The organism is Paenarthrobacter sp. C1, assembly GCF_049315185.1.
Classification (GTDB): Bacteria; Actinomycetota; Actinomycetes; order Actinomycetales; family Micrococcaceae; genus Arthrobacter; species Arthrobacter nicotinovorans.
Map to the genome: position 1 here is coordinate 2,841,012 of NZ_CP186052.1, position 16,912 is coordinate 2,857,923.

The following is a 16,912-nucleotide window of genomic DNA, read 5'->3' on the forward strand; positions in this document are numbered from 1 at the left end:
TCCCAGTGCGATCACCACATACATACTGGTTGGCGAGCTCGGTTCCCGCGATTGGAAAACTGAGGCGATGTCAGATATCTCGTCCCCTCCCCTGTCACGCACAGCAGGCTCGGCGGATATGGCCGGGCCTTTGGCTCGAGCTGTCCGTGGGAAGCCCGGCCATGTTCGAGCGCGCTGTGGCTTTCATCGAGGGCATGGGCTGGTCGCTGGTCGCTGGAAGCCCTCGGCCCCGGCGGCTGGACACAAGGCCCAAAGAACATGACAGTTAGTAGGCTGTTAAAGCTTTCGCTCGCTACGTTGAAATGGGGATCATGACTCGCAAGGATGACTACAGCACAGCGGTAGACTCCCTCCTCAAGACCAAGCTGGACACAAGGCGGGGCCAAGTGGTGCCGACCTCAGATTCAATAAATCTGAACAACGGGGGTGTCTGGCTGAAAGCGGTTTATCTTTACACAGACATGGAAGACTCTTCCGGTTTGGCCAAGAATCACTCCGCTACGACGGCCGCTCAGATCGTGCGTGCTTTCTTGGCTGCTGTCACGCGAGTAATTCGTGACAACAAAGGTGAGATCCGAAGCTACGACGGAGACCGCGTAATGGCCATTTTCATCGGAGACAACGCCCCGACTGTGGCTGCAAGGACGGCCCTGGAAATCAAATGGGCAGTGGACGAGATAGTCAGGCCCAGCCTGGCATACCGCCTCAGCGAGTACCTCAAATCAAGTTGGGTGCTAAGCAGCAGGACCGGAATCGATCTTGGAGATGCGCTCGTTGTGCGTGCTGGCGTTCGCAACAGTAACGACCTGGTTTCCATCGGGGACGCTCCGAACATAGCCGCGAAGCTAAGTGACCTGCACGGAGCACGCACGACCATCACTGACCGGATGTGGAAAGAGATGGCCTATTCAACGTGTTATAGCAGCGGGGAGGGGAATGCTATGTGGAGTCTGGCGTACCCGAAAGATATCGGTGGTGGCCGCGTAGAAGAGATCAGAACGTCTAACTACGGCCTCAAGATTCTCTGACCGCCCGGGAATGAATCAAAGTCGCCGGTTAGTGTCAGCCCCTCCCCATAGGCTTGGATCCATTACTAGATAGCGAAGCAAGGAGAAGCATGACGCTGAGATCAGCCGTCGAGGATGACATCGTGAAGACGGTCAACACGAGTCTCACGACGACAGTGAGGAATGACGGTGTTATTGAATCCGTTCCTGATCCAGCCAAGATGGGGTACTCACAGGGTGTGTATCTGCCATCAACTTACCTCTACGCTGACATGGCGGATTCATCCGGGCTCGTCGCCATCGCTCCCCCCGACACAGTAGCCAGGGTCATGAAAGCCTACTTATCTGTGAGTACGCGGATCATCCGCGCCAACAACGGCCACATCCGCAGCTTTGATGGAGATCGGGTCATGGGGATCTTTGCTGGCACGGACAGGAACACAAGAGCGGCCAAGTCAGCTCTGCAGATCAAGTGGGCTATGAACAATCTGGTGCAGCCCGCTATAGCGAGCCAGTTTGGATCTATCAAGAAGAATGGTTGGCAGCTCAAGCACGCATGCGGAATAGCAAGCGGCAAGTCTCTCCTCGTCCGAGCAGGGTTCAGGGGCAGTGACGACATGATTTCCGTGGGGACAGCCCCAAACCTTGCGGCGAAACTGAGCGACATACGGCAGGACCACTTCACCACATTCATCGGCAAGGGCGCATATGACGGCCTGAATGACTCCGCCAAACTGAGCAAAGGAGTCAATATGTGGCACGGCCCGTTCAGCTACGCGATGGGTGGCAAGACCTACTCCTATTACAAATCCTCGTATCGCTGGTCGGTCTGATGCGTCGGGGCAAAAATGCAGAAGCCGGATCAGGCAAAAGCGACAAGGATGCGCTGGATACTGCCTGGCGTATCCACGGCGCTCTCGTCGACTGGACTGGAAAGGTTGACGCGAAGGCCTCCTTCGCGTTTGCACTCGAATCAGCCGGCCTAGCGATGTTAGTTACCCTCTCGGGTAAGGACCGTCTGTTCAACCGCCTCGAAGGCCCGGTCCAAGAGATCACATACTACGGAGCTGGAATTGCCCTGATACTGGCGGCCGGTTGCGCAATGTGGGTGGTTATCCCCCGGTTGCGTATGTGGCACGTTAAGAAGGAGTGGAGAGACAACTTTATCTACTTCGGACACCTGAAGTTCTGGCCTCTGGAACAACTGCCGGCCAAGATCAAAGACGCCGATATGCTGCCAATCCTATCCAATCAGATGGTCCGCATGAGCAAGATTGCCTGGACGAAGCACCTCCTCGTGAAGTCATCCCTGATACTCGCCTCTGTCGCAGGGGGAGGGCTGATCACGTGCGCGGCCTTGGTGAGGCTCGGTCTCACACCATAGTGGAGCTCCGGATGTCGTACCGGGCTTTCATGCTTGAGCAGTGAAAAAATTTGATGAAGGCTGCCGCCGATCATCTTCCGGATGTGGTCGCGCTCGGGGCCCTCGTGTGGCCAGCCAGTGTTCCCCTGGGTCGCCCAACTCTCCTCGAAATCACGGCGGATCTCCGCGACGCGCTCCTCGGACAACAACTTGGGCTCATCTCAGGCTTCCAATCCACGTCAGTGCAGACTTGCTGATGGTGCCCGCAGTCGAGCTTGACCTTCCAGAAAGCAGACGAGTGTGGCCGGGGTTTTCGGATCTTCGCCCAGGTCTCTGCGTCCATCCAGTCGTAGTCAGGTTCCTCAGCATCGGGCTGGGAACTCCGTGATTTTCCTGTCAACCCACTCGACGATGTCGCGGTAGGGCATCTGGGTAGGTCGGACGGGCACCAATACTCGCCGGCGGGAAGTCGGCATCGGGTGATGGGGTCGAGGTGGCTGCGATCGTCCGGGAACTCGTCCTCCCCGTGCGTGAAGACCTCGTGAGTGCAGCCGCACTCCAGCCGGACGCGCCAGCGGAGCATGTTCTTGGCCTCGGGGACGAAGAGCGGCCAGAACACACGCTCGTACTGCTGACATATCCCCCACGCTCCTTAACGATGCGCACTTGGGGGATTTTTTACCTCGAATCTAGTCTCCGCTCTCGGATACGGATACCTGGTCGAGACCGCTGGCGTTTATGTTTACCTGGGCGACTGGACCCCATACGGATGCACCATGCTCACCACCCCGAAGCTCGGAGGGAAGAACCCGATGGAACCAGCCATTGGCCATCTCGGGAACAATCGGTTCGATGCAAGGCAAGTACATTCGCAGCTCAACAAACAGTGCGACACCCATCCGAACGCACTCTTGGATATTGGCCTCATCGTCGGCCATGACCTCTTCCACCCAACCAGGTCCGGAGCTCCGCAGGATCGCATCGACCAGGGCTCCCGGAGTCGCATGCGCGTGCTCGGACCATGCGCTATAGAGAAGCTTGTACTGGTGCTGGCGCATCTTCAACGGCGACTTCTCGCACATTTCCCAGATTTTCCGCGATGCCCAGCTGGTGATGAAATCACCCTTCTTATTCCGGAACTCATCGAATTCAGAAGTCTCTAGGTACTTCTCCAAGGCATCAAGCTTCGCAAGGTTAACTGGGTGTCCGGCTTGTGCGTCGTATCTCATCTCGTCGCGACGGGCTTCGAGCTTCTCCAGGACACCGAACTTCACATACCGCCGCATGGCCTCGCCGCGGTCCTCCTGATGGTGGAGGTATTCGATGTTCACGACCAGCTCGAACAGCTGGCGCAGCACGCCTTGTGCCAGCTCCCAATGCCCGTTCTCAACCAAGATACGGATGCCCTTAAGCGCGTTGATGCCGCGAGTGAGGATCGCCGCGTCGAAGTCGTACTCGCGGGACGGGTGATCCGGCCAGCTGTGCCGTGCGGCAGTGTGTGCTTCGTCATCGATGTCGCCAAGAACGGCAACTATCCTTTTCGTCTCAGGTGAACTGGCGACCACCTTTACGTCGGATTGGATCCCATTGGCAGGGCGCGTTGAATTGCGCTTCTACTTGCGGCTCATGGGTCGATCAAATCAGATCTGGAGCCATGCACCTAGATCCGCCAATACAGAAGCGGGCCGTGTTTTAGCCCTGCAGTGCGAGCGAGACGCGTTTGCGTTCGGGTTGGACCTCAAGAATCCGGACATTGACGCGTCCTCCGATAGCGAGGCCGTTCCCCTCCGGCCTTCGCATGGTGGACGGCAGTCGCGAATTGTGGATGAGGCCCACGATGCCGTTTTCGAGGGTGACGAACACTCCAAAGACGGCGAAGCCTTGGATCCGGCCAGGAATCGTCTCTCCGGTGCGAAGCCGTGCCCATGCCTCATCTGGAGGCGTCTTCCTCGGCTTTCGGTGCCGTGGTGGCCGGCTGCTGTGGCCCTCACTGTTGTCATCTTGGGCATCGGATGCAGCGTTTGGCGACGTGCTCGAGGTGCTGGCATCGGGAAGAGCGGCCCCGGACGGGTTGGGAAGGTTGCCGACCACCTCCAATGCCTGCTCTCTGACCTGGTCCAGATACCGCTCATAGGCAAGGTCGGCAAGCCTGCGTTCACGGACGAGCGTTCCTTCCTCCATTCGGTACCGTCGGCTCCTGTCCCCTCTGAACGATAGCCAGTTGAAACTTGTCGTGACATAAAAGTCGTCGCCGACGAGCACCTTGGCGTGGGTGTTCTTCAATCGCACTACGGCAAGCTGTTTTGACCGTCGCGCTGCCGAATGAAGCTCGGTGAGGGACTCGTCGATCTTAGGCTGGTCTTCATATCCCCAGGCGATGATGACAGGGCACTTCGCAGCCAATTTCTCGATTTGCCTGATCCAGGTCTTTGTGACCACGGCACTTGTGATCCACGGGCTGATGATGAGGAGTCTCCGCCGGGCCTTTGTCACTGCTTCATCGAGAATCCAGGGATGCTCATAGGTGCCGAGCCACCGTATCGCGGCCGAATCGACAGTCTGGCCGGCTTCTGCGCCGGTATCCGGATGGGGTCCCACTGTCCCGGTTTCGGGACCGTCTGCCATCGCTTGGAGCGTGAGAACCTCTTCTCGCGCCATCGTCGGGGTAACGCCGGGCTCCGGTGAGTCGGTCCGTGTTTGGCCGTCGGCGGGCGACTGCGGTCCTTCAATTCTGATGCCGAGTCGATCGACGGTCTGAAGGCGCTCGAGTTGCACCTCGTGGGCCGGACTCCACGTACCGTCAATGTCTAGGCCCAGACGAACCGAGTCGGAGTCGATTCCTTTATAGATCAGCAGGATGGCTTCTTTGAAGTACTTCCGGTTCTCGGTGACACCGAGAGTGCCGAGTATCCGGTTGACCTGGTTCCTGCCCCCGAGAATTGCGGTGAGGTCGGCGGCGGACAGTTCGTCTACGGCTGCAGGTTCGCCTGACGCTGGCGGCAGGACCAATATTCCTACACGGTTCCCTACCTCGGCTGCGCGTGTGAGGGATCGTTTAGTCCAGGCGACTGGTTTGCGAACGATCCTGTCAAACATGACCGAGAGGGTGACGACTTTCGGAGCCTCTGCCACAGTATCCTCGAGTGCCTCTTGCCCAGGGGGCAGGAGTTGTATGTGGCGGTGGTCGGTGTCGAGCGCCCTGTAGTCGATCATCTCCCTCTGCAGCAGGGCCCCGATCACATTCGCGGTATCGTCTTGATCGAGTCCGAGGAACCAGGAGATTTCCTCGATCCGCTTCAAACCTAATTTGATGGCCCGGAGGGTGTATCGCTCGGCGACGCCGAGCTCGCTGGCTCTTTCGGCCAGCAGGTCGACGGTGAGCACTGAGGCTGGGATGGCGCAGGGCTCTGCGGACACCAAGAGGTGGCCAGGGATGACGTGGGCGTGGCGTCGGGCAGCGAGGGCGAGGGGGTCGGTCACACGAACTCCATTCGGCAATCGTCGGTGTGTTCTATGTGGTGGAGCACTCTTTTCAGCGGTCCGTCTTTCGCAGTGCAGAATTCCGAGTCTCCGACAATCCAGAGGAGTTCGCGTGCGCGTGAAAGAGCCACATTGATGCGGCCTTCCCCGAAGGACTCGGAGAGGAAACCCATTTCGAGTCGGGCGTTGCTCCGGGTGACGGAGAATATTACGACGTCCGCTTCTCTGCCCTGTACGGCGTCGATCGTTTTGACGCTGGTGTCGAGGTGGGGAAGATTAAGGGCCCGGACTGCGCGGTCCAGCATGTGGAGCTGTCGTTGGTATCCGGTGAGGACAAGGACTTCGATCCGGTTGCCGTCCAGACGGTGGAGCTCGCCTCTTTCGGCCATTTCTTCCAGTCGGGAAAGTCGTCGGCAGACGATGTCGACCTCGGTCGAGTTCGAGGAGCTTTTCGCCTTGGCCGAGTCTTCATGTCGGGTTTCGCGACGACTTGTCGAGAACCACGCCACGCGAGGTTGCCCGCTGAGGGCTTCTCCGTCGAGTGAAGGATGCGGATCGTGCACCAGTTGCTTGTCATAGAAGGTGTTGGAGATCAGTTGTCCGATGGGGCGAGCCATCCGATGCTGCGTGACGAGGCTCTCTCTGCAGTCATTTGGTGACTCTGCAACCAGGATGCTGAACAGCGAGTCGGAGCCGAGCAGTTCGTCGAGATTGTAGGTATCGACAAGCTCACTGTGGTCCATGACCTCTTCGCGCATCGGCGGGAGCTGTTTCGTGTCGCCCACGAGCACCCACCGGCGCGAACGCACCATGGGGACGAAGAGTTCGGTGGAAGTTGCCCGTGACGCCTCGTCGACGATGCAGAGGTCGAAGTCGATATCGCGGACGCTCTGGTTTCCCAAGAATCCCATGCACGTCCCGGCGATGACGGACTGTTTCGGAAGGAACAGCAGCTCGGCCGCGCGGGGATCCTGAAGGCTTGCCAGCCAGTCGGCTTGGGCGCGCATGATGTCCCGGAGGCGGGCAGCGTCGGGCCTACTATCCAGGCACGCTGCGGAAAGCTGGGTGAGTGTTTCGATGGTTTCCTGTTCGGCGACATTGGCATCAACGGCACCGGCCTGCTGTCGAACCGTGTCCAAGGCGAGGGCTGCCGCCTTCTCAGCCCTGTCCAGCCGATCCGTCAGTTCGTTTTCGACGTCGTCGTCGCTGTCCTGTGGGTCGAATGATTCGAGTTCTGCCTTACGCTGGTCCCGGAGCCGCAGCGCGGCTGCGGCCTCCTCTGCGGCGAAGGCCAATCGGAGGCTCAGGGCGGAGACGTCGGCGGCAGCGGCCAGCTGCTCGAGCCCTTGGCCAGCCCTGTGCCTCACTTCCTCCGTCCAGGCTTTGATCTTGTTCGGCAGGAGGAGATGGACCGCCTCCTGGGCTACCTGGTCTTCTCGCGTCGAGAGTCGGACAAGGCCGTCCACTCCTGCCCTGTCGAGACGGCTTACGGCGTTGTCAAGAGCAACGTGCATCTGGCTGACGAGGAGGATCCTGTCATTTGGACGGGCCCTCAGGTGCTGGGCGACGAGCTCGCAGATGAAGGACGTCTTTCCGGTGCCCGGTGGGCCTTGGACGAGGAAGAGGTCAGAGGCTCCGAGTGCCTTTGCCACTGCGACCTTCTTGTCGTCGTCGAGGTCCGCGTTGATGGGCGCGAACTCCACTGGCTGGGCAGGAGAGCTCGACGCGGGGTCCAGTACCAGGTCGCGAAGGTCCGGGCGCAGGCTTCTTTGGTCGCGGAGCGAGCCGAGTGCTTCCCGTTGTCGCCGCACTGCGGTGTTCGAGGCTGTCCGGTTCCTGACCAGGACTCCGTCTTCAGGAAAATCGGCAGGGTTTCCTGAGATTCGGACGGTCGCCTCGTCTCCGTCGATCTCCTCCACGACGCATGAAACAGCGGTTCCGGACGTAGGCCGGGCTGTTTCGCGGGCCAAGAGGTCCTGGTCGAGGATTTCCTCACGCGGTTCGTGGTCCAGTTGGAGGTTTGCGGTGTTCCAGTGACGGGAGTTGAGCCTGTATCCGACAGGGTCTTCGAGTTTCCTGTCGAGTTCCTCCTTGGCCTCGATGAGTCGTGACCAGCCGTCAAGTCGGCTTTGGCGGAATCGTTCGCTGTCGCGGTCCTCGGCATCCTGGATGGCCTGCCGAAGGAGTTCGTGAAGCTCGTTGGTCGCGCGGTATGCAGCCAGCGGGCTCGCCGGTTGCCGGGCGGTCCAGATGTACTGATCTGACGGCAGGAGGACTGCTGCTGGCGAGCGACGGCGTGCCTCAAGTTCGTAGAAATCGCGGACGTCGGCTCGCGTGCAGACCATGCCTCCCTGCGTGAACTTGACGACGAGGCAGAGCTCGTCGCCGACGAGCTCGAACTCGTCCGGGTTGAGGATGACCGCTGAACCCTTCTGGACTCTGCGGGGGACGGCGTACGTGGCTGTTCCCATGAGGGTTTCGATCGAGCGTTCAGGGATCGAGTCAGCACGTGCTTTCAGCAACTGCGTGCGGGCCTGCGTGGTGAGGTTGACTGCCATCTCGGTTTGGGCGCGCCATTTCCGGCTGCGGTTGGAGTGGAGCTTACGGAGCTCGAGGTCCAGGACCTGGCCATCTTTGGGCCTGTTGCTCGGGTCATTGCTCAGACAGCGCTTCAACAGGTCCATAACCTGTTCAGGGACATCTATGCCGTCTACGTCGTCTGACAAGGCTCGTGAGATGTCTGCATAGTTGCGCAGCTCGTAGGGGACGAGACAGCGGACTAACGTGGCTGCGAGCCCGTGGACGTCCCGGTTCGCTGCCGCCTTCGTAACCTTTTCCGGCGGTGCATAAGGCGTGGAGGCGTGGTCCACGACTGTGGCATCTCCCGGTGCAGCCACTTGGTTCTTAATTTTGCTAATGCCGAAGTCGGCAAGCAGCGGTCCATGGCCGTCCCACAAGACGTTGGTGGGTTTGATATCCCTATGCAACACACCGTTGGCGTGGGCGTGGGCTAGCGCGCTCGAAAGGGGGAGCCCAATAGTCTCGCACAGATCATCCCACCCTGGGGGCTCGCCCAGGGCTGCGAGCCATTCCGTCAGGGAGTCTGGAATCCACTCGAGGACGATGTAGTAGTCACCACGTTGGGCGTCGAAGCCTTTGTCGAGGAGCCGGGCGACGTTGGGATGGTCGAGTCGGGCAAGTGCATCCGTCTCCCTCGTGAAAAAGATGGCGTTGACCGCATCCTTTGTGCCTGGAATGACCTTAACCGCGACTTCTTTACCACTGTCCAGATCGACGGCCTTGAAGACATCGCCTTGTCCACCTTGCCTGTGGCTACCCCTGATCGCCGCATACCGATCCGCGATGAACTCTTGCGCCATTCCCCCAGCTGACCTGAGAACTATTACCGTCATCCTAGCCGGGACCTGCAGCAAAGGTCGGCGGGAGTGACACCAGACAACGATTTTCGGGTCCTCCAACCTCTCCCTGAAACGGGACCACGGCGTTGATCTCCCGGAGGATCGCGAGATGTCGCGCGCATGGTTGACGGCAAATCGGCCACTGCTCGTACGCCTCCACGCATACATGCTTAAGGGGATAGACCCGGAGGAAAGCGAATAACGGTGTGAGCGAGGGTGCTGCGATTCTTGCATTATCAGGCAGAACGGTGCGAACACCACATGAACACCAGGGTCGGACTTCTTCCTGCTTAGGCGCATGGACGCGCCGGGAGACAGGAGCCGCGGCATGGACGGATAATGAGCGGCTATGGAACCAAATGCTGAGGTTCCCGCGGTCCCTGTCCAGGGGAAGAGTGGGCCTCGCCTGGTTCAGTTGATGTCCGCGCGACGCATGCCGGGCCTCGGCATATCCAAGGGTTCTTGCCAGTCCGGTCTGCATGACGAAAGAAAGAACCCCGACAGCCGGGGCTGTCGGGGTTCCGTCGAGGCCTGTCAGGAGCCGCTGATCTTCCCTGCCGCGATGAGCTGCTGGGCGCGATGCTGCTGCTCATCGTCGCCAAAGCGCGTCACCGCCGTCATCAGATCCATGCCATCCTCAAGTCCGCCATAGATCTCCTCCAGCCGCTCGCGCGAGCCGCCGAGCAAGTTGATGCCGCCCAGCGCGTTGATCTGCTCGAGCTGCAGGTAGGCGCGGTACACGAGGTCGACGTGTACACCGTCATCGGCGGTGAAGGGGTTCGGGACGTAGTCGGCGTCCGGCGTAAGGCCATCCGTGTCGAGGCCCAACTGGGCCAGCTCGTTCTTGTTCATGGATGCTTCTCCTTGGTTTTGGGACTGTCACTCGGCTGTGACGACTCTCGATCTGAGACGGTCAGGATGCCCCCGGCCGGGCTCCGCCTGGCTGGAACGCCTGCGGGCCGACCATGATGATCACATTGATTTGGACGTCACTTACCTGGCGTACCAGGACGTCATCGACGCCTTTCAGCATACCGATGGGTGGACCAGCAAGCGTGGCAGGAAAGCGTAAAGACCATGTGTGCGCGCCCTGCTGACATCGAAATTCTGGCTGATTGGTGGACGGTAACCAGGATCGGTCCGACCAGCTCTGGGGTTCTCGTGGGTACCGCAGACCTACAAATTCCGTTGCATGTCCTCCAGAATGGGGATACACCAGGGCTAGGCTGGCGGAACACAAAGTCGGAGGAGGATCCCCTGAAGCGCAGCACCGGGTTGTTAGCGGCCAGGAATACTGCCCACAGGGGCGGGGAAGCCCGGGTCAACCGCCGCTTCGAAGCGTTTCGCGAGGTCCGCCGGCTATTGAACGGTGACCCGGTGGTATCTAGGCGAGGCTCTAGCTGCGCTTTTCGAGCGGACGATACCTGTCGCCGAGCATGCGCGCCCAGGCACAGGGGCGCGCATGCTGTACCTTCTCGTCACTGGAGACAGTCCCTGTCCGGGTCCGCCTAATGAATTCCGGCCGCAGCGGGGGCGTTGGCCTGTGCCGCGGTTCGGGAAGGCAAGGTAGCTGCAGCCAGTATTCCTGCAGCCACCAGCAGCCCAGCCGCGACGGCAAGTGCGCTGCCGTATCCGGCGACCAGTTGGCCTGCCTCGGTGACGGCCGAATGCTGGCTGCTGTTGCTGACCGTTGCAGCAACGCCTGCCAAAACGGCCAGTCCGAGGGCAACGCCGATTTGCTGGGCCGAGTTCAGCAGCGCAGAGGCAATTCCGGCCTCGGTTTCCTTCGTGTGATATACGGCGGCCTGGGTCAGGGCGATAATGCCGAGACCGAACCCAAGGGCGAGGATGAACATGGCCGGTGCCAGGTGCAGCCAGTAGTTCGTGTTTACCTGGATGAAGGAGAACCAGAAGGCAGCCCCGGCACTGAGCAGTGCCCCCGCTGCTGCGATGAGGCGCGTGGCCATCTTCAGCAGCAGCTTAGGCGCGGCCCCTGCCCCGAGCACCAGCCCTGCCGCGAACGGCAGCCAGCTGGCACCGGTCCGCAGAGGGCCGTAATGCTGAACCTGCTGGAGATAGAGGGTGATCACGTAGAAGCTGCCCATGGGACCAATGGCTAGCAGCAGCATGGAGGCGTATGCGCCAGCGCGGCCACGGTCCCGGAACAGCCCCAGTGGGACCAGCGGCGTGCTGCTGCGGGATTGCAGGGCGATGAAGGCAGCCAGCAGCAGGGCTGCAGCGGCTACCAGACCAAGGCCCAGAGGGTCAGCGAAACCCTCCTCGCCAAAGCGGGTAATTGCGTACACCAGGGCGACCATGCCGCTGGTTCCCAATACGGCGCCCCTGACATCGAGACTCCCGGCGTGCCGTCCTGCGCTCACCAAGGTCCGGCTGCCCAGGAGCACGAGGATGCCGATGGGTACGTTGATGAAAAAGACCCACCGCCAGCCGAGGGTGTCGGTCAGGCCGCCACCAAGAAGCAATCCCACCACAATTCCGAGAGCGGACATCGCGCCGTACAGCGACAGGGCTGCATCACGGGTCTTGCGTTCGGAGAAGGTTGTCGCAATGAGGGCCAGGGCGTTGGGCGCAACCAGTGCTGCTCCCAGCCCCTGAACCGCTCGGGCGGCGATGAGGGTCTCGCTGTTGGGGCCAAGACCCCCGGCCAGCGATGCGATGACGAAGAGGGCGAGACCGGCCTGCAATGCATGCCGCCGTCCGTAGAGATCGCCAAGCCGACCGCCCAGGAGCAGCAGAGCCCCGAACGTGAGGTTATAAGCATTCACAATCCAGGGCAGATGCACGGCGTTCACCCCGAGTTCCTGCTGGATGCTAGGCAACGCGATGTTCACGATGGAGTCGTCGAGCACCAGCATCAGCTGTGCGGTCGCGATCACCAGCAACGGCACCAATCCGCGCCGCTGTCCTGTTTTTCCGGTCATAGCATGTCCTCTACAAATTGGCGGGCAGCAGAGCCCGCAGAAAGTTCAGGGGGTACCCGAGTCGGGTGTTTTTTGGGGTTGCGCGGCCTGCTGGGGTTCGGGTGGACCCCGCTGGCCAGTTGTGGAGGGATTCATTCGCCCGCGGGCGCGCTTCGATGCCTCCTGTTTCGGGAGGGGGCGCCAACTTCTGGGCCGTTTTTGCGGCGTGAAGTTCCAGGGAATTACTAGCCGCTAACCACGTAACCGGCGGCAATGACGGCTTGGCGTACAGCAGCCGCGGCGGCTTTGCCGCCCATCAGGAGGCGGGAAAGGCCACCAGGAACGAGCTCAATAGCCACAGAATCCACTCCCTCAAGGACCAGGACGGCCTTCTCGACTGTCTGGGCACAATGCCGGCAGGTTAGGCCCTCGAGAGTGAGCTCAGCAGCGGAGGAGGTGGGCTGCGAAAAGACGTTGGCTGTGCAGCAACTGCATCCCGCACTCGAGGCGAGGGGAAGCTCAGTGCGGTTTCCAGATTCAAACATGTCAGTTTCCATTCCTTGATGGAGCATCAATGGGCGCTGGGGTTGACGGGCCGTGAAAGCGGGTGTTGGCACCGGCCGGGACATGCCTTGTCACTGACAACGCATCCACTATACCCCCCGGGGGTATAGTGCGCAACGTGGGTAGATTTGAGCGCCGTTTATGCGTGCCTGCGGTATGGGGGTCAGTACAGCTTTCGTACTTGTCCGGTAGAGAGAGCAGGTCGCTGAATTGAAACAAGGCGTCACTGCGGACGCTTTACACGACGAAGGAGCAGAGGAAGAACTATGGCTGTAGACCTCACACGTATGCAGAAGGCCAATTTTGTCGACGAGGACAAGTACGAACTCATTACTATCGGGCGGATCACGAAAAGGATGGTGACCCTTGACGGGGCCAGCGCCCTTCTCGTCCGTTTCCCGGTGGGAGCATCAGTGACGGAGGATGCGGTCAAGACCGGAATTCTCGACACGGATATGTGTCCCATGCCGCATGTCGCCTACATCCTGGAAGGCAGTTTGGGGGTGCGCCAGCGTACCGGATCCGAGGAGGAATTCTCAGCCGGAGATCTTATGATGCTGCCGCCGGAGCATGAAGCATGGACCGTCGGGGACAGGGACTGCGTCTTTATCGAATTCATGCGTGGGACCAGTGACGTCTACGACTACTGGCCGGAGCACTGAGCGGGCGCGTAGGCGCCATGTGAAGTGCGGGCACGATGAGCGCTGAAGATAGCGCTCATCATGCCACGTCTCCCGTTGGGCAAGTCGCCGCGCCTAACGGGAGGCGTGCCAGAAGTCATCATCTAACTGTTCGCCGGCTTCGTCCCAGAGGGGATGGCGGCGCTGTAACATCGAGGGTGTCGACGACAGTCAGGCTGCCTACTTCCGTCGTCGGCGGTCTGCCTGTTCGACCAGTTCCGTAATCCATGGCCGATGTCCGCGTCGAAATTCCATCCACTCAGGCAGGCCCTGAATAGAGGGGCCGGACCTATCGATGTCGATGGTGATCCGGCCGCCACCCACAGGTGCGTTGGTGATGTGCAGATCACCATAGGCTTCCGGAAGCACAGGATCCATCCACAGTCCCCGACGGGAGACATGAACGTCGTACCGCATCAGGTTCGTCACCAGGAGGATCGGGGCCGTTGCTGCCCAAGCCTGGGGCGAACACGCCGTTGGATAGGGTACGGGTTCGGCGAACTGATCACGGCTGAAGCCGCAGAAGAGCTCGGGCAAGCGCCCGCCCGAGAATTCGGCGGCTTCCAATATCGCAGTGGTAATGCGCTGTGCTTCCGCCACGAAGCCGTATCGCAACAGACCGGCAGCGATGATTGCATTGTCGTGGGGCCATACCGAGCCGTTGTGATAGCTGGCCGGGTTATATGCGCCCATGTTGCTGGCCAAGGTCCGTATACCCCAGCCGCTGAACATCTCCGGAGACATAAGCCGCTCGGCAACCTGCGGAGCCTTGTCCTCGTCTACGAGTCCGTAGACCAGACAGTGGCCCATGTTGGAAGCACACGCGTCCACCTGTCGCTTCCTGCCGTCGAGTGCGATTGCATAGTACCCCCGGTCCGGCATCCAGAACTGCTCGTTAAATCTCCGCTTCAGTTCCGCCGCCCGATCGGCGAGATCATCTCCCCGTGCCGTGTCGCCCGCGTCGTATGCCATCCAGGCACGCGCGGTATACGCAGCATAGACATAGGCCTGGACTTCACAGAGCGCGATCGGGGGCTCCGCAAGTGTTCCATCGGCAAAATTGATGCCGTCCCAGGAGTCTTTCCAGCCTTGGTTTATCAGGCCCTGGTCGTTGAGCCGTTCATATTCGACGAAACCGTCGCCGTCCTTGTCCCCGTAGTGACGTATCCATTCCAGGGCGCGGTCCGCGTGGGGCAGCAAACCGGCGATAATATCTGCTCCGAATCCCCACCGGCTGACGGCTCCGAGCACATCCACAAATAACGGAGTCGCGTCGACGCTCCCGTAGTAGGCTGAGTTGCCTCCAAGGGCCAAACCGGCATTGAGGCTAAGCCTTACTTCGTGCAGGATCTTGCCGGGCTCCTCCTCGGTCAGCGGGTCCACGATGGTTCCTTGCCGGTCCGCCAGCGTCTGCAGCGTCCCCAAAGCCAGTGAGGGATCCACCGGTAACGCCATTTCCGAGGCCCACAGGGAATCCCGGCCAAAGAGCGTCATGAACCACGGCGCACCTGCCGCCACCACAACGCGTTCGGGATGATCCGGATCCTCGATCCGGAGGGCACCCAAGTCGTCGTAGCTCCGCCGTAACGTACGCTCAATGGATCGGTTACCCATGCGAACGACGGGAATCCTGGCAACCCATTCCTTGCGGCGCCGGTCACTGGGGGACAACTCCTCCCCCTCAGGGTGGACAAGGGTGGCGCTCCGGCCAGAGCCTTCAACCTCAACCCGGGCACTGACGACAGCGCTCCAGTCCCCTTGCGGTGGGACAGATACCAGAAAGGTGACCCCCTCCGGCTTCACCTCTGCTCCCGGAGCCTGAATGACGACCCGTTTTCGCATGCCTTGCCAGACACCGGAAATGGTCAGCTGGTCCCCATCCACGTACCGGGTTGCGTCCCACGCACGCTGGATCCGGGCTTCCTTCACTTCAAAAAGGTCCGCGAAGTCAGCTTCAACCTCGAGGGAAATCGCGCATTCGACGGGTTTGGTTGAATAATTGCGGACGGTAAGTCGCTCCTGAATACCCGCGCCGACTTCCCGCAGGCGCTCCACGATCAGCGGGCTGTCGGCATATCCGTCGGAACGGGGAACGCGACCTGCAAACAGGGCCCGGAACGGCTCGCGCGTCTCGGCAGCGAGGGACTCAAGCGGATGACTGTTGACTGTCAGGTTCCAGCGGGACAGGAATCGGGTGTCCTGCACGAACAGGCCATGCGGGTGCTCGGGATGAATGTCGCCATTGGGCAAAGAAATGCAGAACGAGGTTTCCTCGACCAGGGTGACGGTCCCTGCCCCTACTGGGCCGGCAGCCGTGTCAGCATTCCATCCAGCCATCCTGGTTCCTCCAAGAAAGCAGCGCCGGCACAACGTGGTCTCTTAGACACGCTTGGGCGACGGCACCTCTGTTTACTTGACCCTACTCTCCCCCGGCTAAGGGGTGTAGACCCTGTTTCATATCCCTGCATGGCATCCAGAAACAGGACCCAGTGCAACGTACCTGTATAGCAGGAAGCCGGGAAACGGCGGGCCTGTCAACCGCGGGGCACCGTATGGTGGGCGCTGACCGTTAGGAAGCTGCCCGAGGGGCGAACCAGCCGGAGAAGTCCGCAGCCCACTCTTGCGGGCCAACAAACCCGATGGAGCCCAGCTGCCGCGCCTCCTCACAGCGGCGCAGACCCCACCAGAGGTCGTAGAGCACCCGCGGGGCGACATGAACCTGAAGATCCGGGACACGTTCTGCGCGGCCGATGCTCGCGGTTGTCTTGCTGTTCTCTGTGCAGATCCAGCCATGAAGGGGAGCTCCCCTGACGTTGTCGAACTCGAACCCCAGGACAATCGACTTCCTGGGCAGGGAATCTGTCACAAGGCTGCGGCCCATGTGTTCGAGCAGCGTGCCAAGCCCTGTCCGCAGGTCATTCTCAAAGGGCGCATGCCAATGACTCGCCCAGAGGCCCAGCGACTCCAAGGTCTGCCGCAGCGCGTAGCCGACCGGCGTCAGTCTGTAGCGTCGTGAGCCGCGGGGGCCGGTTTCATCGTTGCGAACGACAAGCTCCAGCTGGACCAGGCGCTTGAGCCGCTGGGAAAGCAGTGTCCGCGAAAGGTCAGGCAGGGCCCGGGACATATCGTTGAACCCCATTTCACCGCAGAGGAGTTCGCGCACGATCAATAGGGACCAGCGGTCACCCAGCAGCCGCAGCCCTTGTGATATCGACCAATAATCGGCACTCGGGCGCCCTGCTGTTTTCGCCAGGTCGTCTTGTTCCCGGGTGAACTGCTCCGCAATGGTCGTCATCGTCCCTGAGCTCCAAGCGATCCGTGAGTTGTGCTGCCACCATTCTTCCCGACCCTTCGAGGTGCTGTGTGTGCGCCACGCACATAAGTTGATGCCCGCCTGTCCGTCGCAGGCCTTCACCGGTTCTGCCTTTAAGCAAGAATCGAAGGTTGGCCGATAACCGTCCAACCTTCGATTCTGCGG

At 60.6% G+C, this 16,912-nt stretch carries 12 protein-coding genes; 4 read left to right on the plus strand and 8 right to left on the minus strand.

All coding sequences use genetic code 11. From position 1 onward, the window contains the following. Positions 1 to 311: 311 nt before the first annotated feature. From ACNAOU_RS13355 to ACNAOU_RS13365, 3 genes are all read left to right on the plus strand, one after another. Positions 312 to 1,028, plus strand: coding sequence for an adenylate/guanylate cyclase domain-containing protein (locus ACNAOU_RS13355; RefSeq protein ID WP_133830815.1), 717 nt, complete (start codon positions 312 to 314; stop codon positions 1,026 to 1,028). An 89-nt stretch (positions 1,029 to 1,117) separates the two neighbouring features. Beyond that, complete coding sequence (locus ACNAOU_RS13360; RefSeq protein ID WP_133830816.1) at positions 1,118 to 1,840, plus strand: adenylate/guanylate cyclase domain-containing protein; 723 nt, start codon at positions 1,118 to 1,120, stop codon at positions 1,838 to 1,840. Then, positions 1,840 to 2,391: a Pycsar system effector family protein gene (locus ACNAOU_RS13365; RefSeq protein WP_133830817.1), complete on the plus strand. Its 552-nt coding sequence runs from the start codon at positions 1,840 to 1,842 to the stop codon at positions 2,389 to 2,391. The genes ACNAOU_RS13360 and ACNAOU_RS13365 overlap by 1 nt, the downstream gene beginning before the upstream one ends. A gap of 668 nt (positions 2,392 to 3,059) precedes the next feature. Here ACNAOU_RS13365 and ACNAOU_RS13370 read toward each other — a convergent pair. The 6 genes from ACNAOU_RS13370 to ACNAOU_RS13395 all read right to left on the minus strand — a co-directional run bounded on the left by ACNAOU_RS13370 (position 3,060) and on the right by ACNAOU_RS13395 (position 12,735). Next, positions 3,060 to 3,935, minus strand: a complete 876-nt coding sequence (locus ACNAOU_RS13370; RefSeq protein ID WP_284975249.1) for a DUF5677 domain-containing protein — start codon at positions 3,933 to 3,935, stop codon at positions 3,060 to 3,062. Between the two features lie 127 nt (positions 3,936 to 4,062). Then, a complete protein-coding gene (locus tag ACNAOU_RS13375; RefSeq protein ID WP_133830819.1) occupies positions 4,063 to 5,850 on the minus strand; it encodes a S1 RNA-binding domain-containing protein in 1,788 nt (595 codons plus the stop codon). Continuing rightward, a complete protein-coding gene (locus ACNAOU_RS13380; protein ID WP_166651675.1) occupies positions 5,847 to 9,230 on the minus strand; it encodes a serine/threonine-protein kinase in 3,384 nt (1,127 codons plus the stop codon). Before ACNAOU_RS13380 ends, ACNAOU_RS13375 begins: the two co-directional genes overlap by 4 nt. 573 nt (positions 9,231 to 9,803) lie before the next feature. Beyond that, positions 9,804 to 10,121 (minus strand): hypothetical protein, encoded by a 318-nt coding sequence (locus ACNAOU_RS13385; protein WP_133830821.1) that lies wholly within the window; start codon positions 10,119 to 10,121, stop codon positions 9,804 to 9,806. 656 nt (positions 10,122 to 10,777) lie between these two features. Then, complete coding sequence (locus ACNAOU_RS13390) at positions 10,778 to 12,211, minus strand: MFS transporter (protein WP_166183129.1); 1,434 nt, start codon at positions 12,209 to 12,211, stop codon at positions 10,778 to 10,780. A 224-nt stretch (positions 12,212 to 12,435) separates the two neighbouring features. Continuing rightward, complete coding sequence (locus tag ACNAOU_RS13395; RefSeq protein WP_133830822.1) at positions 12,436 to 12,735, minus strand: heavy-metal-associated domain-containing protein; 300 nt, start codon at positions 12,733 to 12,735, stop codon at positions 12,436 to 12,438. Positions 12,736 to 13,020: 285 nt separating this feature from the next. Between ACNAOU_RS13395 and ACNAOU_RS13400 the strand changes: the two genes are divergently transcribed. After that, entirely contained in the window at positions 13,021 to 13,416 is a 396-nt protein-coding gene (locus tag ACNAOU_RS13400; protein WP_133830823.1) for a hypothetical protein, read from the plus strand. Between the two features lie 198 nt (positions 13,417 to 13,614). Here the strand turns inward: ACNAOU_RS13400 and ACNAOU_RS13405 are convergent, their stop codons facing one another. Further along, positions 13,615 to 15,771 (minus strand): glycogen debranching N-terminal domain-containing protein, encoded by a 2,157-nt coding sequence (locus tag ACNAOU_RS13405; protein ID WP_133830824.1) that lies wholly within the window; start codon positions 15,769 to 15,771, stop codon positions 13,615 to 13,617. A gap of 232 nt (positions 15,772 to 16,003) precedes the next feature. Next, a complete protein-coding gene (locus tag ACNAOU_RS13410; protein ID WP_133830825.1) occupies positions 16,004 to 16,729 on the minus strand; it encodes a winged helix-turn-helix transcriptional regulator in 726 nt (241 codons plus the stop codon). Between the last annotated feature and the right edge of the window lie 183 nt (positions 16,730 to 16,912).